The sequence below is a fragment of the Ruegeria sp. BC8 genome (assembly GCF_056535705.1).
The window spans coordinates 258,504-283,021 of record NZ_JBQFIV010000002.1; the positions used below are offsets into that span (position 1 = coordinate 258,504).

Below are 24,518 nucleotides of genomic sequence, written 5' to 3' on the forward strand. Positions count from 1 at the left end.
CAGGCCCAAGGCCGCTGTAACAAATGTTACGCATGCAGTCCAAGACCGAGTCATCCCTGTTATCCCTGCTGGAAGCGCCCGCCGCACGCGTTTTGAACGCGCGTGGCGAAGCACGCGCGGTTCTGGTGTGCGAACACGCAAGCCGGTTCATTCCTGCGGCTTTGGATGGGCTGGGGCTGGACGACGTGGCGGCCTGTTCACACGCGGCCTGGGATATAGGGGCACTGGAGGTTGCGGTTGAACTGGCCGGCGCCCTGGATGCGCCTCTCGTACACTCGCGGGTCAGTCGGCTGGTCTATGACTGCAATCGTCCGCCTGAACGGGAAGATTCGATGCCTCCGCGCAGCGAGGTGTTTGCGGTGCCCGGCAATCAGGGTCTGACGGCGGAACAGCGCGCCCAGCGAGTTCGCGACATTTATGAACCGTTCCGGGGTCTCTTGTCGCAAACGCTGGACCGCCGCCCAGAACCGCCTGTTCTGATTACGATCCACAGTTTCACACCAATCTACAACGGCAAGACCCGGGCGGTCGAACTGGGGATTTTGCATGACTCTGATGACCGTGCGGCTCAGGCCATGCTGAATCATGCGGCGCATTGCAGGCTGAGAGTGGCGTTGAACGAACCCTATTCGCCAGAGGATGGTGTCACGCACACCCTGCGCGAGCACGGTATCGCGCGGGGCTTGCCCAACGTGATGATCGAGATCCGCAATGATCTGATCGACACGCCGACCGGGGTCAATCGGATCTTGGGGCTGTTGACGCCAATTTTGGCCGCCACGGTCGAAACCTTTTCCGACGCAGGGCAGGACACATGAGGACAGGGGTGCAGGTATGAGCTTCATGCGGGGATATATTGCGGTCATCAACCGCATGAACCGCTGGATCGGGCGGGTCGTGATGTACGGTATCTTCGTGATGATGGGCATCCTGCTGTGGTCGTCCATCTCAAAGACCTTTTTCCTTCCGTCGCTCTGGACGCTCGAAGTCGCGCAGTTTGCGATGGTCGCCTATTACATCTTGGGCGGGCCGTATTCGATCCAGATGGGCTCGAACGTGCGGATGGACCTTCTGTACAGCGAATGGTCGCACCGGCGGCGCGCCTGGACCGACGCCATCACCGTTCTATTCCTGATCTTCTACTTGGGCGTGATGATCTATGGCGGGTACGATTCGCTCAGTTATTCCCTGCAATATGGCGAGCGCAGCCCGACCGCCTGGCGACCCTATCTGTGGCCGATCAAGGTGATCATGGTCGTGGGGCTGATCCTGATGCTGCTGCAGGCTATTTCCGAACTGTTCAAAGATATTCTGCGCCTCAAGGGCGATGACATCCCGCGCGAGGTGATCTGATGTCGTATGAGTTGATCGCCATTCTGATGTTCTCGACCATGATGCTGATGCTGCTGACCGGTCAGCGCGTGTTTGGTGCCATCGGTTTCGTCGCCGTGGTGGCGGCGCTTCTGCTGTGGGGTGACCGCGGTGGCTATGACATCGGATTTTCGGCCGCGATGAAGCTGATGAAATGGTACCCGCTGCTGACGCTGCCGATGTTCATCTTCATGGGCTATGTTCTGGCCGAGTCCAAAATCGCTGACGACCTGTACAAGATGTTTCATGTCTGGATGGGTGGACTGAATGGCGGGCTGGCCATTGGCACGATCGGCTTGATGGTGCTGATTTCGGCGATGAACGGGCTCAGCGTAGCAGGCATGGCGATCGGCGCCACGATTGCGCTGCCCGAACTGCTCAAGCGCGGCTATGACAAGAAGATGGTGACCGGGGTGATCCAGGCCGGGTCATCGCTGGGCATCCTGGTGCCGCCGTCGGTGGTGCTGGTTCTTTATGCGATGATCGCGCGTCAGCCGGTGGGTCAGCTGTGGCTGGCGGGCATCCTGCCGGGTTTGATGATGGCGGGGATGTTCATCCTGTACATCGTGATCCGCTGCCGGATAAACCCGGAACTCGGCCCGGCCCTGTCGAAGGAAGAGCGCGACGTGCCGATGGCGGAAAAGCTGCGGCTGCTGCGCGCGGGGCTGCTGCCGCTGGCGATTTTCGCGGCTATGATGGTGCCCTTCGTCAATGGCTGGACCTCGCTGGTCGAAAGCTCGGCCATCGGGGCGCTGACGGCTTTTGCCGCCGCCGTGCTGAAGGGGCGGATGACGCGGCAGGTGTTCGAGGTCTCGGTCCGCTCGACCCTGGGCATCACCTGCATGTTCATGTGGATCATCCTGGCCGCGCTGGCCTTTGGTGCGGTGTTCGATGGGCTGGGCGCCGTGCGCGCGATCGAGACGCTGTTCACCGAGCGGCTGGGCCTGAACCCCTGGGTGATCCTGATCCTGATGCAGCTGAGCTTCATCGTGATGGGCACCTTCCTGGACGACACCGCGATGCTGGTGATCGTGGCGCCGCTATACGTGCCGTTGGTTGGGGAACTGGGCTTTGACCTGATCTGGTACGGGGTACTGTACACGATCACCACGCAGATCGCGTACATGACACCGCCCTTCGGCTATAACCTGTTCCTGATGCGGGCCATGGCCCCGCCCGAGATTTCGCTGCGAGACATCTACGGCTCGATCCTGCCCTTCGTGATGGTGATGACGCTGGCGCTGGCCATCATCATGAACTTTCCGCAGATCGCGCTGTGGCTGCCCGACTACATCTACAACAAATGACCCCGGACATACCGGGGCACATGCGAGAGGTTGGTCTCTCGCCCATCGAAACCGACAACGGAGAGAGAAGATGACGAACAGACGCACATTCCTGAAAGGGGCCGCCGCGGCCCCGGCAGCCGCGCTGGCCACCCCGGCGCTGGCGCAATCCACGATCCGCTGGCGCATGCAGACCTATGCCGGCCCCGCGCTGGCCGAGCATGTGATCGACCCGGCCATCAAGATGTTCAACCAGATCGCCGGCGACCGGATGCAGATTGAGCTGTTCTATGCCGACCAGCTGGTGCCCACGGGCGAGTTGTTCCGCGCCATGCAGCGCGGCACGATCGACGCGGTGCAGTCGGATGACGACTCGATGGCCTCGCCCACCGAGGTGACCGTGTTCGGCGGCTATTTCCCGTTTGCCTCGCGCTATTCGCTGGACGTGCCGGTCCTGTTCAACCAATACGGTCTGAACGAGATCTGGGACGAAGAATATTCCAAGGTGGGCGTCAAGCACATCTCGGCCGGCGCCTGGGACCCGTGCCATTTCGCCACCAAGGACCCGATCAACAGCCTGGCGGACCTTCAGGGCAAGCGGGTGTTCACCTTCCCGACGGCGGGCCGGTTCCTGTCTCAGTTTGGTGTGGTCCCCGTGACCCTGCCTTGGGAAGACATCGAGGTCGCCGTGCAGACCGGCGAGTTGGACGGCATCGCCTGGTCGGGCATCACCGAGGACTACACCGTCGGCTGGGCGGATGTGACCAACTACTTCCTGACCAACAACATCTCGGGCGCTTGGGCCGGGTCGTTCTTCGCCAACATGGACCGTTGGAACGAACTGCCCGAAGATCTGCAGACCCTGTTCCGCGTCTGCACCGACCAGTCGCATTACTACCGTCAGTGGTGGTATTGGGGCGGCGAGGCATCGCTGCGCGTGAATGGCGACAAGATGAAGCTGACTTCGATCCCCGATGAAGAATGGGCGCAGGTCGAAGCCGCCGCAGTGGCCTTCTGGGATGAGATTGCAGCCGAGTCCGAGACCAAGGCCAGGGTTGTCGAGATCATCAAGAAGTACAATGCCGACATGCAAAAGGCTGGCCGTCCCTACCGGTACGGCTAAGGTGAAACCGGCCTGCCCTCATACCGGGGGCAGGCCGTTGAAAACGTCAGTCCGGCAGGTGGCGCCGGCGCAGAAATAGGTGGCTCATGCTCAACTTCGACACGCTCAAGACCCAGGTTGCCGAAGGCTCGGTCGATACGGTTCTGGTCTGCATGGTGGACATGCAGGGCCGCTTGATGGGCAAACGATTCCACGCGGGTCATTTCGTGGCCGGGGCCTGGGAAGAAACCCATTGCTGCAACTACCTGCTGGCCACCGATCTCGAGATGGCGACGCCGGACGGCTATGCCTCGACCAGCTGGGAGCGCGGCTATGGCGACTATGTCATGAAGCCCGACCTCAGCACCCTGCGCCCGGTGCCGTGGCTGGAGGGCACGGTGATGGTGATGTGCGACGTGCTGGATCACCACACGCACGAGGAGGTGCCGCACGCGCCTCGGTCAATTTTAAAGGAGCAGGTCAACCGGCTGAAGGCCATGGGCTATGACGCGATGTGCGCCACCGAGCTGGAGTTTTTCCTCTTTGAGAAGAGCTTTGACCAGATACGCAAGGAAGGTTTCCGCGGTCTGGAACCGATCTCGGGCTATAACGAGGATTACCACATCCTGCAGACCACCAAAGAAGAGCATGTGATGCGGCCGATCCGCAATCACCTGTGGGATGCGGGCATTCCGGTCGAAAATTCCAAGGGCGAGGCCGAGGCCGGGCAGGAAGAACTGAACATCAAATATGCCCCGGCCATGCAAACGGCCGAGTATCACTCGATCGCCAAGAACGCGGTCAAGGAGATCGCGTGGCAGTACGGCCATGCAGCGACCTTCCTGCCGAAATGGCATCATGACCGGGTCGGGAGTTCGTCACATGTGCATCAGTCGCTGTGGACGGACGGGCAACCGGCCTTCTATGACCCGGCCGATCCGCTGGGCATGTCGGACCTGATGAAAAACTACATGGCGGGCCTGTTGAAATACGCGCCCGACTATACCTGTTTCATGGCACCCTACATCAACAGCTACAAGCGGTTCATGAAGGGCACCTTTGCGCCGACGCGGATCATCTGGTCGGTGGACAACCGCACCGCGGGGTTCCGGCTGTGCGGGGATGGCACCAAGGCGGTGCGGGTGGAGTGCCGGATTCCGGGTTCGGACATGAACCCCTATCTGGCCATCGCGGGCATGCTGGCCGCAGGGATCGCGGGCATCGAGGAGGGGCTCGAGCTGCAGCCGCCGACCAAGGGCGATGTCTATCAGGGGGATACGGGCATGATTCCGGGCAACCTGCGCGCGGCGCGGGATGCGTTGCATGGGTCGTCCATGCTGAGGGCGGCCATGGGCGATGACGTGGTGGATCACTATGTCCGCGCCGCCGAGGTCGAGATCGAGGAATTCGAGCGCGTGGTGACCGATTGGGAGATTGCCCGCGGGTTCGAGCGGGCGTAGAGGGCGGATGTGAGGGGCCAGCCCCTCACGCTCCCCGGAATATTTTTGGCCAGATGAAGCAGCGGGTCTGCTTTGCTTGAGGATGGAGTGACCAATGGGTCAGGTGTTGAAATGTATCTCGCCGATCGACGGATCGGTGTTTGCCGAGCGGAACACGCTGGATCGTGACGCGGCATTTGCCGCAGCGGGCCAGGCGCGGGCGGCGCAGGCGGATTGGGCAGCGCGGCCCTTGCAGGAGCGCATCGATCTGGTGATGGCCGGCGTTGCCGCCGTGGGCGCGATGAATGACGAGATCGTGCCGGAACTGGCCCGGATGATGGGGCGGCCGGTGCGTTATGGCGGCGAGTTCGGCGGTTTCAGCGAACGCGCGACCTATATGGCGGGCATCGCGCGCGATGCGCTGGCTGATATTGCCGTGGGCGAGGACGAGACGTTCAAGCGATACATCAAGCGCGTGCCGCATGGCGTGGTGTTCGTCGTGGCGCCCTGGAACTATCCGTACATGACGGCGATCAACACTGTGGCGCCGGCCTTGATCGCGGGCAATACGGTTGTGCTGAAACATGCCACGCAGACCTTGTTGGTGGGCGAGCGGATGGCGCGGGCCTTCCACTCGGCTGGCGTGCCCGAGGACGTGTTCCAGAACCTGTTCCTGAGCCATGACGTGACCAACGATCTGATTGCCGGCAAGGCGTTCGATTTCGTGAATTTCACCGGCTCGGTCGCCGGAGGGCAGGCGATGGAGCGGGCGGCGGCCGGTACCTTTACCCCCGTCAGCACCGAGTTGGGGGGCAAGGACCCGGGCTATGTCATGGATGACGCCGATCTGGATGCGGCGGTCGAGACGCTGATCGACGGGGCCATGTTCAACTCGGGCCAGTGCTGCTGCGGGATCGAGCGGATCTATGTGCATGAAAGCCTGTATGACGATTTCGTCGCCAAGGCGGTCGAGATCGTCAGGGGCTACAAGCTGGGCAACCCGCTGGATCCGGAGACGACGCTGGGGCCGATGGCCAACGTGCGTTTTGCCGACGAGGTGCGCGCCCAGATCGCCGAGGCCGTGGCCGCCGGTGCAGTGGCGCATATCGAGACCTTTGCCGGAGATGACGGCGGCGCCTATCTGACGCCGCAGATCCTGACCAACGTCACGCACGACATGCGCGTGATGCGCGACGAAAGCTTCGGCCCGGTCGTGGGGATCATGAAGGTGTCTTCGGATGACGAGGCCATTGCCTTGATGAACGACAGCGAATTTGGCCTGACCGCCTCGCTGTGGACGCGCGATGTGGCGCGGGCCGAACGCATCGGCGACCGGATCGAGACCGGAACCGTATTCATGAACCGGGCCGACTATCTGGACCCGGGTCTGTGCTGGACCGGGTGCAAGAATACCGGACGCGGCGGCGGCCTTTCGATCATCGGATATCACAACCTGACACGTCCCAAATCCTACCACCTGAAGAAGGTGACGGGCTGAGGACGATTTGCCTGCCCCGGACCGACCCCCTCGCCGGGGCAGGCCTTAGACACAAGGAAAGCTGACATGAGTCTTGTTGGAAACTGGTCCTATCCGACCACGATCAAATTCGGCGCGGGCCGCATCAAGGAACTGCCCGAGGCCTGCCGGGCGGCCGGGATCAAGCGCCCGCTGCTGGTGACCGACCGCGGCCTGGCCGATCTGCCGATCACCGCCGCGACGCTGGATATTCTCGAGGCCGCAGGGCTGGGCCGGGGCCTGTTCGGCGAGGTCGATCCCAACCCGAATGAAAAGAACCTCGAGGCCGGTGTGGCCGCCTACAAGGCGGGGAAACATGACGGTGTGATCGCGTTCGGCGGTGGCTCGGGCCTGGATCTGGGCAAGATGGTCGCCTTTATGGCCGGTCAGACCCGCCCGGTCTGGGATTTCGAGGACATTGGCGATTGGTGGACCCGTGCGGATGCCGAAGCGATCGCGCCGATCATCGCGGTGCCGACGACGGCCGGCACCGGCTCGGAAGTCGGCCGCGCCAGCGTCATCACCAACTCGGAAACCCATGCCAAGAAGATCATCTTCCACCCCAAGGTGCTGCCGACCGTGGTGATCTGCGACCCTGAACTGACCGTGGGCATGCCGAAATTCATCTCCGCCGGGACCGGGCTGGATGCCTTTGCGCATTGCGTTGAGGCCTATTCCAGCCCCCATTACCACCCGATGAGCCAAGGCATCGCGCTGGAAGGGATGCGGCTGGTCAAGGAGTACCTGCCGCGCGCCTATGCGGACGGCACCGACATCGAAGCCCGCGCCCAGATGATGAGTGCGGCCGCCATGGGTGCGACGGCTTTCCAGAAGGGGCTGGGCGCGATCCACGCCATGAGCCACCCGATCGGCGCGGTGTTCAACACCCATCACGGCACCACCAACGCGGTCTGCATGCCTGCGGTTCTGGAGTTCAATGCGCCTGTAATCGCCGACCGGTTCGAAGCAGCCGCAGCCTATCTGGGCATTTCGGGCGGGTTCGACGGGTTCAGGGCCTTCGTGCAGGAATTCAACGACTCGCTGGGTATCCCGCGCAAGCTGTCCGATCTGGGCGTGACCGAGGATGCGATCCCGGAGCTGGTCAAGGGTGCGATCATCGACCCCTCGTGCGGTGGCAACCCAATCGAGTTGACCGAGGAAAACCTGACCGGATTGTTCAGGGTCGCTCTTTAAGTATTGGTAGGATCCGGGGAATTCATAGGCTCCGGGTCCGATCTCATTCCGCGGGTTGTGGTCCCGCTACCTGTGCACTTGTGAATGTTGCTGGAAATTGAGCGGCGAAAGCATGTTCTGGCTCATTGCGGATCTCGGACCAGGTCGGCGCCCGCTGGAAGCCTGGCGATCTGAGGGCCAGGGACAGCACGGATTTGTCCTCGACATAAATCAGCCCAAGCTTCTCAAGGCGGTCCATCGCGGCTTCAAAAGCGTCCACCCCGCATAAGTCGGATACCTGATCACCAAGAAGCGCCCTGCCGATGATCACTGGGCTCAGGTCAAGGATGGCCCGAGCCGCCTGGTCCAATTGGTGAACAACGCGTTTGCCTGACGCTCGCCGGTCGATCACCGTGTCGCCCTCGATGTAGAGGGCTGACGTGCCGGCCTCGTTCTGCCATGCAGAAAGAGCATCCAACGTCGACGCCGCGCGCTGCGCTGGCGGGCTTGGACCGTTGTCGACGATGTCGAAATGGTAGGCGAAATTCCAGACTTCTTCGGGCGGCAGGTCGAATATGAATGAATACGGCTTCGCTGGTTCGACCTCGACCCCAAATGCCTCGGGGTGTTCAAAATAAGGGCTGAACCGGTCCGCTCGCACCGGGCCAATCGAGCCGGGTGGTTGCAGGTGATGCAGCAGCGGAATGAGCTTTGCCATCCGTTCGAAGGCCTTGGGGCTTTCACCGGGAAACCCGTAGAGGAAACACCACTCGACAAAAACTCCGGCCTCGGCACACAGCTTCAGCGTCTGGATGTTCTGAATTCCGCTGACCCCTTTCCTCATATGCACAAGGGTCGGAGTATCGAAGGTCTCGATCCCCGGCTGGATCTTTCGAACGCCGGCGTCGGCCAGACGGGCGATCACGGTCGGCGAGAGGTTTGATTTGACCTCGTAGTGCATCAGGAATGGTCTGGTGTCCTGCGCAAGTTTCGGGATCAGGGTCTTGAGGTAGCGGTGATCCAGAATGTTGTCGACCACGACAAGATCCGGGCCATAGAGATCGGCAAGCGTGCAGAATTCGGCATAAGCCCGCTCGGCTGACTTGCTCCGGTAGGTCATCGATTGACCGTTCAATCCGCAGAAAGTGCAATGGTGTTTCGCTCCCCACCAGCAGCCACGCGATGTTTCGATCGTCGCCGATGGCACAAGGCGCGCTGATAGCCCCGTAGTGTTTTGAAATTGTTCAAAGAAGGCGTTGAAATCCGGGATGGGCAGCATGTCCAGATCCGTGGTCAGGCGCGGTCGAGACTCGTCCAGCGGGTAGTCCAATTGGCTCCGGTTCAAAAACCCCTCGACCACGGGCAAGGGTCTGCTGGGCCCCAGGGCTTTCAGAAACTCGGGAAAGGCATGGTCGCCCTCGCCAATGCAAACCGCGTCCAGTTCAGGATGCGCCTGCAAAAGCGCGCGCCCGAGCGGCCCCTCGCAGTTGGCGCCGCCCATGACGATGATCACGTCGGCTGACCGTTTCCGCACAGCCCGGGCCAGTGCGATCGAGGCCATAACCTGTTGGAACGAAGACGTAATCCCGATCACGGTCGGGTTCTGTTCCATCACCGCATCGGCGCAACGTTCGACGAATGCTCCGGCCTGCTTTCGGGCGGCAATGGCGTTTTGCATGAACGTCAGCCACTCGACACCCGACACATAGTCACCAAGCACCGTGGTCAGGTAGTCCATCGCGTCCAGATCGCTGCGCGGATAGATCAGATCGCTGAATATCCATTCACCCAGCAGCGCCTGATAGCAGCGGCCATCAGACAGCATGAAATACTCATCGAGGCCGATCGCCTCGGCATAGTCGAAGCTGAAGTACTTCTCGGTCGTCGCAAAGCCGTTGTCCCGCGCCAGCTGCGCAAGAAGAGACATCCCAAGCCCGGGATGTTGCAGCGAAGAAAACGGCATGGACACCAGACACAGCTTATGCAGAGCTGCGCCTTGGTCCTGACTGGAGACGACCGCGCTTTCGCTCATGCGAAGTTACGCGCAGCGGGGCCGGATCACACCGTCGGACGTATCTTCGTAGGCATTCTTGATGTCTTGCATCGCCGACTTCAGGTCGGATTCACCGGAAAAGACGTTCCCAATCGCGGCCAACAGCTTGCGCGCCTCGCCATCCTGATCGAGCGAGATTCCCAAGCGGTTTACTACGCCTTCGGGGTTGTCGATGAATTCTTTTCGAAAGGCCTCGTCAAGGATGCCGCGGCCAATGATCTGCTGAACATCTTCCAGGGTCAAACCCCGAGTATGGTGGTCACTCATAATTGTTCCTTTCGCAATACAAGGCCAATTGTTAATAGTTTTTTTACTCAATATCAATGCCGTGGATGGTCCGCGCCACCCTTGCGTGGTGTCTGGAAAAAGGCCTTGATCAGCGACATACTGAACTCGGGCAGTCGGGGGGCGCTTGAACATGAGGAAACAGGTCCAGATCGAACCGACCGAGCGCAGAATGTGCACGGTTCTGTTCGCCGACATTGTTCGTTCGACCATGATGATCGGCAGTTTGGATCCCGAAGACGCCGTCAGCCATCTGGGCCCTGCCATCGAACTGATCATGTCGATCTGCGAAAAGTTTGGCGCAACGACGTTGTTCACCGGCGATGGCGCGCTCGCGGTTTTTGGATCACCGAACGCGGACGAGGATCACGCGGTCAAGGCAATAGCAAGCGCCCAGCGGATCATCGACCGCATCGGCAAGCTGGACGATCGGCAGTTGGATGTGCGGGTTGGCGTTCATTCCGGCGAACTACTGGTGGGCCAGTTGCAACACACCCTCGGGGAAGAGCAGGCCTTTCTAGGGCCAGTCATGAACATCGCCAGCAAGATCGAGGCCGCCGCCAGAAAGAACGTGGTCACGGTTTCCGGTCAGGTTTTGGAGAATGCCGGTGATCTGTTCGACCATACACATGTGGGCGATCTCGAGCTGGACGGGGGTGCGGGGCCGATCCAGCTGTTCGAAATCACCGGCCGCAAAGAACAGGTGTCGCGCTGGATGGCGCGGGCGCGTCGCGAACGTTCGCCATTTGTCGGACGCGAAAGGGAACTGGCCGAGCTTGTTGCGGCGTGGAACCAGGCGCGTGACGGCAAAGGCAACTCGGTTCTGTTGCTGGGGGCGGCCGGCGTAGGCAAATCCCGGCTGCTGCATGAGCTGGTCGAGAACTGGCCCCTGGGCACGCACCAGGTTCTGGAGTTCAATTGCTTTTCGCTGGATCAGGAAGCTGCGTATCTGCCGATCACCCGCGTGATCAATGCCCGGTTGGGACTGGCGGACACCAAATCCGATGCCGAACTGGACCAAAAGCTGTCCGAGGGTCTGGGCGGGACCAAGTTCCTCGATGTGCATACCCGATCGGCCTTGTATTCGCTGTTCAGCCGTTTCCAAACGGAACCGGCGCTTTCGGCTGTAGATCCGTCTCGCCGACGGAGGCAGTTGAACCAGATGCTGTCGCGGCTGGTTCTGTCGATGAAACAGGACAAGCCCCTGCTTCTGTTGTTCGAGGATTTGCATTGGGCCGACCAGGGAACTCTGGACGTCATCGACAACCTGCTGGGTCAGGTGCGGGGAACGAATGTTCTGATCCTCCTGACATCGCGCAACGCGAACCTGTTCACGAACGACCCGATGGGCTTGCTCAAGGTCGTTCCGGTCGCCCCGCTGGGCGAGGCGGCTTGCAAGGACCTGATCACGCGCTTGCTGGGCCAGAGCGACATCGATGGTCAGTTGGGCTCATACATCGAAGCCATGAGCGGCCGCACGCCGCTTTTCGTTGAAGAATTTGCCCACCACATGCGGGACCGCATGTCGCAAGCCGGGTTCAAGGACGGAGCGATGGACAGCCTGGGCGACATCGAGATCCCCGCCAGGGTTCAACCGTTGATCGCATCCCGGATTGATGCCCTGCAAAGCGAGGACCGCAAAGCTCTGCAGCTGGTTGCCGTCGGCGGGTTGCAGTGGACGTGGAGCGTTCTGGCCGACACGCTTCAACGGCTGGGCTTCGACGCCAAAACCCGGATTTCGACCTTGGTTGAGCGCGGTTTTCTTGAGCTGCCGGAATCTCAGGACGGCCAGCAGCTGCGGTTCAGCCATGCGTTGGTGCAGAAGGTCGGGTATCGCAGTATTCCACGCCAGCGCCGCGCAAGGCTGCACCGTGCGATCTATGAAACTCTGCTGAGCCGCGGCACATCCGACGATCTGGACGTGGCACAGTCCATCGCCCGTCACGCGGACAAGGGCGAGTTATGGCTGGAGGCCGCCGAGGCTTATACGCGGTGCGGCGAGATGTCGATCAAGCTGTTTTCGTTTGAGGCCGCCGTCTCATATTTCGAAAACGCCCTGCGGTGCATCGACCAAGTTCAAAAGCGGACCGGTACCCAGGTGGCTGTTGACCTCGGGCTACGCGCCCGACGCGGTCTGCGCGTTTCGCTGGTCGCCAGCGGCAACTTCAACCGCATCCTGACCATCTCACGCGAGGCGGAAGCCTTGTCCGACGCGTTGGGGGACACATCCGCGCGCGTTGCGTTTCAGGTCGACCAGGCGATCATGCTGACGATCTTGGCGGATGTGCGGCAAGCAATGGAGGTGTCTGAGCGCGCGCTGCGAACCGCAACCGACGCCGAAGATCCGCGCCTGCAGGCAAACGCGGCCTTTGCGCTGGCCCAGGCTGCGTGGTTTCACGGCAACTTCGCGGCCGCACGGTCGGCGATCGATCAACATGCGGATCTGTTCCAGACGGTGTTCCGTGTGGCCGAAGCGGGCACCACCGGGTCGATTTCGGTGCTTGGGCTTGCGACCCGTGCCAACGCCAACAGCATGATGCATCGGTTTGACGAAGCGGATGCAGGTATCCGCGAGGTGCTGTCGATCGCCGAAGAAACCGGCAAGGCCTATGACCTGAGTTTTGCGCTGATCGCGCGGGGGATCTGGTGCTGGCAGCGAAATGAACCGGCTGACGCCGCCATTGCGTTGCGCCGCGCCTTGCGCGTGTCTGACGATGCTGGAATCGATGTTCTGTGCTGTTTCGCAGCGGCTCCCCTGGCTCGGGTGCAGTCGGTGTTGGGTGAACTTCCGGACGCCCGGCTGGTCCTGAACCGAGGTCTCGAACTGGCGCGGGACATGGAAATGGAAGCCTTCGTCGCCTGGCTGCTGTCGGCCGAAGTGCAGGTTCTGGCGCAGGAAGGCAGAACGAAAGAGGCCAAGGAACTGCAATCCGATTTGAACGACCTGTGTGACCGCAACGGGTATTTCCAGCACGAGCAATCCAAGGCATTGAGGGCGTTTAAGATTTGAACACCCCAAAAAGCCTCGGCTGAAAATACTGCGCATTCTGGCGCTCGACCTCAGTCTTGCAGGTTCAGCATCAGCCGGCCAAGTCCGGCCGGCGGCGTGGTGATCCCGGCCATTTGCATTGCCTGAAATGCCATCGCCTGATTTGAAGTGACGACGGGTTTGCCAACAGTTTTTTCAAGCCGGTCGATGATTTCCACGCTGCGCATGTCCGTACAGGACAAAACCAACACCTCGGCCTCGGGGCAGTCTGCAGCCAACCCCAGGTCAAACACCGCCTGCGGGGTCAGGGCGCCTTGGCCGTAATTGTCCAGCTGGCCTGTCACTTCGGACCGCGACACGGTTGAAATGCCAGTCTCGGCTAGGAACCGGATTGCCAAGTCATTGATGTCCGCGACATAGGGAGAGGCAAAGCCGATGCGTGTCGCCTCCAGCGTATGCAGTGCATGCACCAAGGCGCCCGCGGCCGTAACGGTCTGCGCCCCGCTGCTGGTCCTGATACGGTCGGCAAGTTCGCGATCGAAGGCCGGGCCATGGGTCAGCGTTGCCGAGGTACACCCATAAAGAATGACATCCGGCCGGACACCATGCAAAAGCCTGAGCGGCTCATCCAGATCGGCGGCGCCAAGACCGTGCATTTGGGCAGCATCGGGTATTTCTTCCTGATCATAGCCACCCATTCGGGCAAAGTGCAGTGAAACGCCCTCGGGCCGCAGCATCGTCATGTCGGGTTCGAGATTGGTGTTCGTGAACGGCACGAGAATACCGAAACGGGACCGGCCTCTGGATGGGTGGAAATTTCTCTGCGTCATGGCTGAAACTCCTCGGCCCAACGTTCCAGAACCGCGGCCATGAGTTCGAGGTCTGCAGTCTGACCGATGGTGGCACGTAGGCAATTGGCCAGTCCCGCGCCGGATTGCGGTCTCAGGAATATGCCTTTTTCCCTTAGGGCTTTGTCGGCTCTGGTCGCGGTGGATTGGTCCGCAAAGCGGATCAGAAGAAAGTTGGTATGACTTTTGGGAACGTCGAACCCGGCGGACCGAAGGCGATTGGCGAACCGGTCGCGCAGCTCGGCAGTGAGGGCACATGTCTCGCGCATGTAGCTCTGATCGTTCAGAGCGGCCAAGGCAGCCGCCTGTCCGCACACCGACACATTGTTTGGGTTCATCACCTTGCGTATCTGGACCGCGATCTGCGGTGGGAACAGGCCCCAGCCCACGCGAAATCCGGCCAGCCCGTAGGCCTTGGACAGAGTTCGAAGAACGACCGTGTCCCCCCGCGCGACAAGGTCGAACATCGGCTCGTTCAGATCATCGGCGAACTCGCCATAGGCCTCGTCGATCACAAGCAGGGTGTTTTCACGCAACCCTTCACGAAGCCGCAGCAGATCGCGGCGGGAGATACGGGTGCCTGTCGGGTTGCCGGGATTGGCCACAAATACCAACCTAGTATCCGGCTGCACGGCTGCCAGCAGCGCGTCGAAGGATACGCATCCGTCCACCTCGGCGGCGGTGTCGAAACGGGCGCGGGCCAACTGCGCCACGGTACGAAAAAACGGGTATGCGTTCGCAGGAGCAAGAACGGCGGCGTCTGGCCCGGCAAAGGCCTGCGCCAGACCCGCAATCAACTCCATCGACCCGTTCCCGCACAACAGACCTTGCTCGGGCAGATCATGAAGCTCGGCCAGTCGCGCACACAATGCCGTCCAGTCCGGGTCCGGGTAGAGGTGCCCGTTCGCGGCCGCCTCTGCGACGGCCTGTCCGACTAAGGGACTTGGCGGGCGCAGGCTTTCGTTCTGCGACAGCGAAACAAGGCGCTGTCCTGCCGGCGGATCCAGCTGAGCCAACGCATAAGGTGACATGGCAGCGACATGGGAAACGGGACGGATCATGGCTTTACCCCATAGACATGCTGCGCGGCCCGGGCGCTCACAAGCTCGTCCCGCACATCCTGTCGAACAGCCACGGGTGACCTTTCATCGGGTGGCCCAAATCCGCCGCCGCCCGGAGTTTGGAAGATCAGCGTTTCGCCGCCGCCAATTCGCACCTCGCCCTTGCCCGGCAAGTCCGGGCCGTCGGGGCCGAGACGGATGCGACCGGGCGCGCCCGCCAGTCCGCCGTGCCGTCCCTTGGCTGGGTTTGCGATGCGTTCGACCGAAAGGAACAGCATGAAATCCTCGCCGGTGGAGGAGCGTATTTCGATGTCCTGCCCCAATCCGCCGCGGAGGCGACCGGGGCCACCGCTGTCCTGGCGCAATTCGCGACGCGTGATCAGGACAGGCGCGACAGCCTCGGTTGTCTCGACCTGGCTGCCCCAGACACCCGAGGGGAAGGCCGTCGCCGACAGGCCATCCAGGCTTGGCCTTGCGCCGGTTCCGCCGCTGAACACCAATTCCAGAGCAAACTGCGTGCCACCGCGGGAAACCGCCTCGGGTGCGTGGCGCAGAGGCAGGTCGTACATGCACGATGCACCTTCGGCCGGCACGGCGTCCGGTAGAGCCTGCGACAGGCAGCCATAGACCAGATCCGGGGTCATCTGTCCCAAGGTATGACGCATGGCCACCGGAGCGGGTGGCTGCGCATTCAGAATGCAATCCGCCGGTCCCGTCACGTGGAATGGCGCCAAAGAGCCTGCGTTGTTGGGGATGTCTGGGCCGATGATGCAGCGCAGGGCAAATACCGTGTAAGCCGTTGCATAGTTGAGCGGGACATTGATGCCTTTGCGCGACAGGCCCGACGTGCCCGAAAAGTCGACCAGAACCCGGTCATCCGTGATGGTCAGGGCCGCGTGCAAATCAATCTCGCACTCGTACCCATCGACGGTCAGCACATTGTGCCACGTGCCCTTCGGAAGCGCCGAAATGGCCTCGATCGTGCCGCGGCGCGAGGTTTCGATGATGTAATCGGCCAGACTGTCCAAAGTGTCGATGCCAAACTCGACCATCATGTCGGCCAGACGCGCTGCGCCCGTTTCGCAACATGCGATCAATGCGTAGATGTCGCCCTCATTGGCGATGGGCTCGCGCGAGTTGGCTTTGACGATATCCATCAGCAGCGCGTTCAACTGACCTTGGTCGACCAGTTTGCACGGTGGGATTCGAAGCCCCTCATCAAAGATATCCGAGCCTTCGGGACCCATGCCCAAACCGCCGAGGTCGACCAGATGCGAGGTGCAGGCCGTAAACCCAACCACGTTGCCACGATGAAAAACCGGCATCATCAGCAGGAAATCGTTCAAATGGCCGGATGCGATCCAAGGATCATTGGTCAGAAAAATATCGCCCGGCTTCATTTCGGAGCTGGAGTATCGCCCGCACAGGGTCTTAACCGCTTCGGCCATCGTGTTGATGTGGCCCGGCGTTCCGGTAACGGCCTGGGCCAGCATACGGCCGCGTACATCAAAAATGCCGGCGGATATGTCGCCGCATTCACGAACGATCGGAGAAAAGGCGGCGCGGATCAGCGCCTGGCCCTGTTCTTCGACCACCGCTAGCAGCCGGTTCCACATGACCTGCAGACGGGTATTCGTCGTGTTCATTCGGCGTCCTCCTGTATCCGGTTGAGCCAGAGATTGCCGCCGCCATCGACGCTGGCCTGAAAATCCGCGCTGACGAATGTGGTGGTTTGAGGCTCGGTAATCAGCGCCGGTCCGCGCAGCCAATCGCCGGGTTCAAGACCGGATCGATCGTAGATACTGGCGTCGCACCAATGCCCGCTGACATCACAAAGAATGCGTCGATGGTCGCACGGCCGCGCCGTTCGCTGTTGGGCTACGTCAGGAACCCGGCTGAGGGCAGGGGCGGGTGACGACACCTCGACGGACCAGTTGAGAATCTCGATCGCCATTCCCGGTACAGCGCGGCGGAACAACCGGCTGTACTCGGATTCGAAATCCCGGCGCAGGATTTCGATGTCTGCAGGCCCAAGTGCCCGATCCGGAAGCGCGATCTCGATCTCATGACCCTGGCCGTGGTACCGCATGAAGGCCTGTTTTCGGATCGACAACTCGGCTTCAGGTGCACCGGCGCGGACCACGGCCAGCGCCTCGGCTGTCATTTCGTCAAAAAAGGCGTTGAGGCCGTCGAGATCCGGCTGGTCCAGCGTGGCATAGCGCGACCGGACGATTTCGAAGGCGACCGGGGCATACAGAAATCCGACCGCTGACCCTACGCCCGGGTTCTTCGGGATCACGATTTGGTCGACCTGACACCGCCGGGCTACTCGCGTTGCGTGCAATGGCCCATTGCCGCCAAAGGCGATCATCACTCGGGTTGCCAACTCTTTTCCGGACTCGACCGCGTGCATCCGACCTGCGGCGGCCATGCTTTCGTCGACGATTTCGCTGAGACCACGTGCGGCCAGGTCCGGTGGCAGGTCCAGCGCGCTCCCGATTTCCACGGTGATGGCCTGTTCGGCGGCAGCTGTGTCAATCGTCAGTCGGCCTTCGGCAAACCGGCCGGGTTCGATCAGGCCCTGCACCACATCGGCGTCTGTCACGGTCGCCGCCCTGCCGCCATTGCCGAAGGCGGCAGGGCCTGGCTGTGCGCCGGCACTTTCGGGGCCAACCTGCAGGCGGCCCAGCCGATCGACCCTGGCAATCGAGCCGCCGCCTGCGCCGATTTCGATCATCTCGATCACGGGGATGCGCACCGGCATGCCTGAGCCTTTGATGAAGCGCGCGGCCCTTGCGATTTCGAACCTGCGCGCGGTCTGCGGGCGGAAAGCATCAATCAGGCACAGCTTGGCCGTCGTCCCCCCCATGTCAAAGCTGGTTACGGCGCGCGCACCGGTTTCAGCCGCGATCCGTGCGGCAAGGATGGCCCCGCCGGCCGGGCCGGATTCGACCAACCGGATTGGCAGGCGGGCGGCCGTTTCCAGGGTTGTCATGCCACCGCCGGCCGTCATCATGAGAATGGGACAGGTCAGCCCCTCTGCGGCGAAGCGGGATTGGAACTCGGCCAGATACCCGGCCATCTGGGGCTGGATATAGGCGTTGGCGATGGTGGTGCACAGGCGGTCAAATTCGCGCGCCTCGGGGCTGACTTCGTGCGAGAGCGAGATGGCCAGGTCGGGGAGCGCCTTGAGCAACTGGTCCCGCAGGGCGAGCTCGTGCTTTGGGTTGGCATAGGAATGCATCAGGCATACCGCCACGGACTGGGCGTCGCTATCCGCAATCTGGCGCACCAGATCGCTCATACCGGCGACATCCAGCGGTGTCAGTTCGTCACCACGTGCATCCATTCGCCCGCCGATCGTGAAGGCACGAGCGCGTGGGACCAGCAGGTTGGGCTTGACCAGATTGATGTCATACTGGCTGTAGCGACGTTCATAACCAATCTCGAGTATGTCCCGAAACCCGTCGGTGGTTATTGTCGCAACCGGGGCACCGCGCCGCTCGATCAGGGCATTGGTGGCCAGCGTGGTGCCGTGAATGAACCCGGAAACCTGCGAGAAACTGGCGTTGGCGTCATCCAGAACGCGCTTTGCACCAGTCACGGCACCGACGGTTGGGTTGTCCGGTGTCGTCGGAGTTTTTGTCGTTGCGAGGATATTGGATTGCCCGTCCATCAGAACGGTATCGGTAAATGTGCCGCCAATATCGACGGCCAGCCGAAGCCCAGCGTGATTGTGCATAAAACGAAGCCATGGGCAGAAGTTTCAGATCGTTCCGGGCTGTTGGTTCAGCATCCAGAGACTGCGAAAAAGATCCGCCTCTAGTCAGACGACGAGGTCGCAACCGGTTGCCCGGCGGCCTTGGGTATCTTTGGTGCAGTCAATCACGGCTTGATCACTCTGGTTGTCGATACGATGGAAAAATGCTGCCCATAGCGGGATCACCTGTCAACAGAAATGCGACAGGGTTAGGCGACGCCTCCCTGCAATTGACGGCTTAGGTTGTCCGCGGCATCCGGGGAATACCGGTCGATCAGGGCACCCAATTCAGGCCGGCAAGACCCGCAATTTGTTCCGGCGCTCAACGCCGCGCCGATAGCGTCGACACTGATCGCTTTCCCGCACGAGATCGCGTCAACGATCGTCTTCAACCCGACGCCAAAACAGGCGCAGATGATCGGTCCGGTGTCCTTGGCATCTGCGGGTGCGCGGCCGGTCAGAAACTGTGCGGGTGGTATGTCCGGCATCGACGCAAGATAGTCCCGCATCAGGGGCAGCGGGCGCGGCGACACGAACAGTGCCGCTTGCAGGCATCCGTTCTGCGACAACGCAATGCGAAATGAACCGCGGGCGGGGTCACCTGCCGTGACCGCGTCCGCATCGGTCAGCGCAAACCATTCGCGGGCGGTTTTTTCCCAATTCAGTATCCGGGCATGATCAGCCAGCTCTGTCCTGTAACCGTTGTCCGTTCGGACCGTCGCCCGGTAAGAGACCGAGGGGGTCAGGGGTCTCCTGGAGACGGCAAAGGCGTACCACGCCGCCTGCATGACAGAGATCGAAACGGGTGTTGCCTTGCTTTCGGGTTGTCCGGAAATCGGATCAGTAGTGCCGGGAACCAGCATGTCCACCCGGCCCGAAGGGGCCGTTTCCGCAGTCCAATGGATGGGGGCAAAGACGTGACCGATGCGAACATCTTGGGTGATGCGCGCGCGAAAAATACCACGCCCAATGCGGCTGGTGACCTCGACAAGATCTGCGCTGGATATCCCCTCGCGGGCGGCGTCCTGGGGATGAATGTCCACAAACGGCTCGGCCAGATGGGCGGACAGGCGGGCTGAAAGACCGGTCCGGGTCATGGTGTGCCATTGATCCCGTGTGCGTCCGGTGTTCATCACAAAGGGATATTTCGGTCCGGGCAGGGCTGCCGGACGCCGATGAGCAACGGGAACGATCCGGGCCTTCCTGTCGGAGTGAAAGAAGTGTCCGTCATCAAAAAATCTCCCACCTGCACCCTTGCGACCCAATGGCCAGCGGGTGGGTTCCAATTCGGCATAGCCCGTCTCGTCAATTTCGGAGAAGCCCGAAATGTCGAAGTCTTTCCCGAACTGCGCGGCGATTTGGGACATTGCGGCGTATTCCCGGAATATCTCGGCCGGTGAAGCGTAGTCGAACGCGGTTTTCCATCCCATGCGGCGGCCAACTTCGGCCAGGATGTCCCAATCCGGGCGCGCTTGGCCCGGTGACTGCAAAACGGCGCGTTGCCGGCTGATGGTTCGGTCCGAATTCGTGACAGTTCCGTTCTTTTCGGCCCACCCAGCGGCCGGCAACACAACGTCGGCCAGACGCGCCGTATCGGTATTCAACGTCAGATCACTGACGACCGTGAACGAGCAGGCGGCGATTGCGCGGCTGACCCTGTCAGCTTCGGGCATGGTTGCCGCCGGGTTGGTGTGGATGATCCAAAGGGCCTTGATCTGCCCATCTTCGACCGCACGGAACATGTCCACGGCCTTCAGCCCCGGAGACTGCGGTATTGCAGGCGCCTGCCAATACGCCTGAACCGCGGCGCGATGATCGGCGTTTTCGATGTCCAGATGGCAAGCCAGCGTGGTGGCCAGACCACCCACTTCGCGCCCACCCATCGCGTTGGGTTGGCCGGTGACCGAGAACGGGCCCATTCCCGGCCGCCCGATCCGACCGGTGGCCAGATGGCAGTTCAGGATGGCGTTTACCTTGTCAGTCCCGCTGGAGGATTGGTTCACTCCCTGGCTGAAGACCGTCACGACGCGCGGGGTATTGATCCATAGATCGAAAAATGCGGCGAGTTTTTCGGCAGGCAGGCCGGTTTCCGAGATCTGGTCGTTTCCGGCCGTTTCCAGTGCGGCTTCCAGACCCGAGGTTAGCCTCACGAAGTCCGGGTCCACGGCCCCGCGCCGATGAATCTCGGTCAGCAGCCCGTTGAACAGCGCCACGTCGCTGCCCGGATTCAGCGCCAGATGCAGATCGGCCTGATCGCAGCTGGCGGTGCGGCGCGGGTCGATCACCACGATCCGGGTGCCGCGCGCCTGCCGTGCCGCCAGAACGCGCTGGTACAGAACCGGGTGGCACCACGCCAGGTTCGACCCGACCAGTACCACCAGATCGGCCTGGTCCAGATCCTCGTAGGTGCCGGGCACGGTGTCGGTGCCAAAGGCCCGCTTGTGCCCGGCCACGGTCGAGGCCATGCACAGCCGCGAATTGGTGTCGATATTGGCCGATCCGATGAAGCCCTTCATCAGCTTGTTGGCCACATAGTAATCCTCGGTCAGCAACTGCCCCGAGACATAGAAGGCCACGCTGTCGGGACCATGCGCCGCGATCGTTTCGCGGAACCGGTCGGCCACCAGTTGCAGTGCGTCGTCCCAGCCCACATCCCGGCCAAAGGCGCGCGGTGTCAGCAGGCGGTGGCCCAGCCCGACCGTTTCACCCAAAGCTGTGCCCTTGGAACACAACCGTCCGAAATTCGCCGGGTGGTCCGGGTCGCCCCGCACGGTCAGACCGCCGGCCCCGTCCGGGCGCAGCAGCACGCCGCAGCCCACGCCGCAATAGGCGCAGGTGGATCGCACCTCGGGCAGGTTCGAGCCGTCCATCACGCGGCGCTCCGCTCGGTGACGGCGCGGGCGTCCAGCAGGATGCGCCCGCCCTCCAGCCGAACCGGATAGGTGGTGATCCGGCCTTCATCCGCGCCTTGAGCCTCGCCCGTATTCAGGTCGAACACCCAGTTGTGCAGCGGGCAGGTCACCGACTGGCCATGCACGATGCCTTCGGACAGCGGGCCGCCCTTGTGTGGGCAGGCATTGCTGGCCGCGAACAGTTCCGCCTCGGCCGTGCGGAAGATGGCGATGCAGCCAAGACGGGTTTTCACCAGACGTGCGCCCCGCAGCGGCACGTCGTCGATATGTCCGATGTCGATCCAGCTCATTCCGCGGCCTCCAGGGTGAAATCTGCAATCGGGGCATAGCTCGGCGCCTTGTCGCGCACATGCTCGGCCCAGGGGTCCTTGCGATAGATGCTCTGCGACAGTTCGAACCGCTCGACCAATGCCCGCCGGTTTTCGAGGTCGTCGACCACATTGGCCCTGACCCAGTCCATGCCGACCTTGGCCAGCCATTTGTACAGCCGGTCCAGATACTTGCCGCCCTCGCGATAGGCCTGGGTGACGGCCATCACAACCTCGATCGCCTCGTCCTCGGTCGGGACCTGGCAGAGCAGCTCGGTTTCCTTGACGTCCATTCCGGCCGCCCCGCCGATACCGATCTGATAGCCCGAGTCCACGCAGACTACGCCGATATCCTTGCAGGTCGCCTCGGCACAGTTGCGCGGGCAACCCGAGACCGCGAGCTTGAGCTTGTGCGGTGTCCACGAGCCCCACAGGATCTGTTCCAGCTTGATGCCAAGGCCGGTGCTGTCCTGGGTTCCGAAGCGGCAGTGATCGGTGCCGACACAGGTTTTGACCGTACGCAAACCCTTGGAATAAGCGTGCCCCGAGACCAGGCCGGCCTTGTTCAGGTCGGCCCAGATGGCGGGCAGGTCCTCGCCCTTGACGCCCAGCAGGTCGATGCGCTGACCGCCGGTGACCTTGACGGTGGGCACGTCATATTTCTCGGCCGCGTCGGCGATGGCGCGCAGCTCGGCCGGGTTGGTGATGCCGCCCCACATGCGGGGCACGACGCTGAAGGTGCCGTCCTTCTGGATGTTGGCGTGTTTGCGTTCGTTGACGAACCGGCTTTGCGGGTCATCACGGTATTCCAGCGGCCAGTCGGCCAGCAGATAATAGTTGATCGCCGGCCGGCAGACATGGCAGCCATTGGGCGTTTCCCAGCCCAGCTCCTGCCAGACTGCGGCCTGGCTTTTCAGCTCTTGCGCCTTGATCAGGCGGCGCACGTCCTCGTGGGTCAGGTCAGTGCACCCGCAGATCGGTTGCGCCGCCGGCATCTGGAACTCATCGCCAAGCGTGACCCGCAGGACCTGTTCGACCAGACCCGTGCACGTTCCGCAGGATGCGCTGGCCTTGGTGCTGGCGCGCACGGCGGCCAGATCGGTGGCCCCGGCGGCGATCGCCTCGACGATGGTGCCCTTGCATACGCCGTTGCAGCCGCAGATCTCCGCCTCAGGCGGCAATGCTGCAACGGCTGACAGAGGGTCCGCGGTGTCGCCCCCCTGGTAGGCCGGGCCAAAGATCAGCGTGTCACGCATCTCGTCGATGTCGGTGCCGTCCTTGATCAGGCCGAAAAACCAGCTGCCATCGGCGGTGTCGCCATACATGACCGCGCCGATCAGGCGGTCGTCTTCGATCACCAGCCGCTTGTAGACCCCGCGCGCCGGATCGCGGAACACGATGTCCTCGCGTCCCTCGCCCTCGGCGAAGTCTCCGGCGCTGAACAGATCGCAGCCGGTGACCTTCAGCTTGGTGGCCAGTTCCTTGACCACGAAGGCATCGGGCTGGCCCAGCAGGGTATTGGCCACGACCTTGGCCTGATCGAAAAGCGGCGCCACCAGGCCGAACAGGTGGCCGTCGAATTCGACGCATTCGCCCACGGCCAGCACATCCGGGTCCGAGCTCTGCATCTGCGCGTTCACCTCGATCCCGCGGGCAACGTCCAGCTCGGCATCGGTGGCCAGCCGGGTTTCGGGGCGGATGCCGACGGCCATCACCACCAGGTCGGCGGGCAGCGTCTCGCCGCTTTCCAGCAGCACCGCCTCGGCGCGACCCTCGCCCAGAATGGCCTTGGTCGAGGCCTGGGTTCGCACGGTGATCCCCCGCCTTTCCAGATCCTTGCGCAGCAGGTATCCGGCGGCCTCATCCAGCTGCCGTTCCATCAGATGGCCCATCAGGTGCACCACGGTGACGGTCATGCCGCGCTCGGCCAGCCCCGCCGCGGCCTCGAGCCCCAGAAGCCCGCCGCCGATCACCACCGCGTTGCCACCCTTGGCGGCCGCGTCGATCATCGCGTTGGTGTCGTCCAGATCGCGATAGGAGATGACGCCGGGCAGGTCCTTGCCCGGAACCGGAATGATGAACGGGGCAGAGCCGGTGGCAATCAGCAGCTTGTCATAAGGGACATGACCGTTTTCGCCCTCGACCACCTTCATCTCGCGGTCGATCTTCACCACATGCTCGCCAAAGCGGCAGGCGATGCCCCGTTGCGCGTACCAGTCGCCGTCATGGGTGACGATGTCCTCATAGGTCTTCTCGCCCGACAGAACCGGGCTGAGCATGATGCGGTTGTAGTTTCCGCGCGGTTCGGCGTTGAAAAGCGTGATGTCGAACACATCTGGCGCGGTCTCGGTCAGATGTTCAAGCACGCGGCCCGACGCCATCCCGGCACCGATCACGACAAGTTTCTGTTTCATG

At 62.1% G+C, this 24,518-nt stretch carries 17 protein-coding genes; 8 read left to right on the forward strand and 9 right to left on the reverse strand.

Annotation, left to right across the window (positions count from 1 at the left end; genetic code table 11):
- The first annotated feature begins 32 nt into the window (after window positions 1-32).
- The 7 genes from ACR3EK_RS18400 (at window position 33) to ACR3EK_RS18430 (ending at window position 7,908) form a co-directional block, all read left to right on the forward strand.
- Window positions 33-818 carry an N-formylglutamate amidohydrolase gene (locus ACR3EK_RS18400; RefSeq protein WP_480634192.1) on the forward strand — a complete coding sequence of 262 codons (786 nt, stop codon included), beginning with the start codon at window positions 33-35 and terminating at the stop codon, window positions 816-818.
- A 16-nt stretch (window positions 819-834) separates the two neighbouring features.
- Window positions 835-1,353, forward strand: a complete 519-nt coding sequence (locus tag ACR3EK_RS18405; protein WP_480634193.1) for a TRAP transporter small permease subunit — start codon at window positions 835-837, stop codon at window positions 1,351-1,353.
- Complete coding sequence (locus tag ACR3EK_RS18410) at window positions 1,353-2,678, forward strand: TRAP transporter large permease (RefSeq protein ID WP_480634194.1); 1,326 nt, start codon at window positions 1,353-1,355, stop codon at window positions 2,676-2,678. Before ACR3EK_RS18405 ends, ACR3EK_RS18410 begins: the two co-directional genes overlap by 1 nt.
- A 70-nt stretch (window positions 2,679-2,748) precedes the next feature.
- Complete coding sequence (locus ACR3EK_RS18415) at window positions 2,749-3,780, forward strand: TRAP transporter substrate-binding protein (RefSeq protein ID WP_480634195.1); 1,032 nt, start codon at window positions 2,749-2,751, stop codon at window positions 3,778-3,780.
- 86 nt (window positions 3,781-3,866) lie between these two features.
- Window positions 3,867-5,219 (forward strand): glutamine synthetase family protein, encoded by a 1,353-nt coding sequence (locus tag ACR3EK_RS18420; RefSeq protein ID WP_170372531.1) that lies wholly within the window; start codon window positions 3,867-3,869, stop codon window positions 5,217-5,219.
- Between the two features lie 94 nt (window positions 5,220-5,313).
- The gene (locus tag ACR3EK_RS18425) at window positions 5,314-6,696 is read left to right on the forward strand and encodes an aldehyde dehydrogenase family protein (RefSeq protein ID WP_480634196.1); all 1,383 of its coding nucleotides are present in this window, start codon (window positions 5,314-5,316) and stop codon (window positions 6,694-6,696) included.
- Window positions 6,697-6,762: 66 nt separating this feature from the next.
- Window positions 6,763-7,908, forward strand: coding sequence for an iron-containing alcohol dehydrogenase (locus ACR3EK_RS18430; protein WP_480634197.1), 1,146 nt, complete (start codon window positions 6,763-6,765; stop codon window positions 7,906-7,908).
- Between the two features lie 43 nt (window positions 7,909-7,951).
- Here the strand turns inward: ACR3EK_RS18430 and ACR3EK_RS18435 are convergent, their stop codons facing one another.
- Window positions 7,952-9,919, reverse strand: a complete 1,968-nt coding sequence (locus ACR3EK_RS18435) for a RiPP maturation radical SAM C-methyltransferase (RefSeq protein ID WP_480634198.1) — start codon at window positions 9,917-9,919, stop codon at window positions 7,952-7,954.
- A 6-nt stretch (window positions 9,920-9,925) separates the two neighbouring features.
- Window positions 9,926-10,207, reverse strand: coding sequence for an Os1348 family NHLP clan protein (locus ACR3EK_RS18440; RefSeq protein ID WP_170341400.1), 282 nt, complete (start codon window positions 10,205-10,207; stop codon window positions 9,926-9,928).
- Window positions 10,208-10,358: 151 nt separating this feature from the next.
- Between ACR3EK_RS18440 and ACR3EK_RS18445 the strand changes: the two genes are divergently transcribed.
- Window positions 10,359-13,235, forward strand: a complete 2,877-nt coding sequence (locus tag ACR3EK_RS18445; protein WP_480634199.1) for an ATP-binding protein — start codon at window positions 10,359-10,361, stop codon at window positions 13,233-13,235.
- Window positions 13,236-13,285: 50 nt separating this feature from the next.
- Here the strand turns inward: ACR3EK_RS18445 and ACR3EK_RS18450 are convergent, their stop codons facing one another.
- From ACR3EK_RS18450 to nirB, 7 genes are all read right to left on the reverse strand, one after another.
- Window positions 13,286-14,044 (reverse strand): maleate cis-trans isomerase family protein, encoded by a 759-nt coding sequence (locus ACR3EK_RS18450; RefSeq protein ID WP_480634200.1) that lies wholly within the window; start codon window positions 14,042-14,044, stop codon window positions 13,286-13,288.
- The gene (locus ACR3EK_RS18455; protein WP_480634201.1) at window positions 14,041-15,123 is read right to left on the reverse strand and encodes a pyridoxal phosphate-dependent aminotransferase; all 1,083 of its coding nucleotides are present in this window, start codon (window positions 15,121-15,123) and stop codon (window positions 14,041-14,043) included. Before ACR3EK_RS18455 ends, ACR3EK_RS18450 begins: the two co-directional genes overlap by 4 nt.
- Complete coding sequence (locus ACR3EK_RS18460; protein WP_480634202.1) at window positions 15,120-16,769, reverse strand: hydantoinase B/oxoprolinase family protein; 1,650 nt, start codon at window positions 16,767-16,769, stop codon at window positions 15,120-15,122. The genes ACR3EK_RS18455 and ACR3EK_RS18460 overlap by 4 nt, the downstream gene beginning before the upstream one ends.
- Window positions 16,766-18,865: a hydantoinase/oxoprolinase family protein gene (locus ACR3EK_RS18465; protein ID WP_480634203.1), complete on the reverse strand. Its 2,100-nt coding sequence runs from the start codon at window positions 18,863-18,865 to the stop codon at window positions 16,766-16,768. Before ACR3EK_RS18465 ends, ACR3EK_RS18460 begins: the two co-directional genes overlap by 4 nt.
- Window positions 18,866-19,092: 227 nt before the next feature.
- Window positions 19,093-21,753: a molybdopterin-dependent oxidoreductase gene (locus ACR3EK_RS18470; RefSeq protein WP_480634204.1), complete on the reverse strand. Its 2,661-nt coding sequence runs from the start codon at window positions 21,751-21,753 to the stop codon at window positions 19,093-19,095.
- Window positions 21,753-22,085, reverse strand: a complete 333-nt coding sequence (gene nirD / locus ACR3EK_RS18475; protein ID WP_093963084.1) for a nitrite reductase small subunit NirD — start codon at window positions 22,083-22,085, stop codon at window positions 21,753-21,755. The genes ACR3EK_RS18470 and nirD overlap by 1 nt, the downstream gene beginning before the upstream one ends.
- Window positions 22,082-24,517 carry a nitrite reductase large subunit NirB gene (nirB, locus tag ACR3EK_RS18480; RefSeq protein ID WP_480634205.1) on the reverse strand — a complete coding sequence of 812 codons (2,436 nt, stop codon included), beginning with the start codon at window positions 24,515-24,517 and terminating at the stop codon, window positions 22,082-22,084. Before nirB ends, nirD begins: the two co-directional genes overlap by 4 nt.
- Window position 24,518 lies beyond the last annotated feature (1 nt).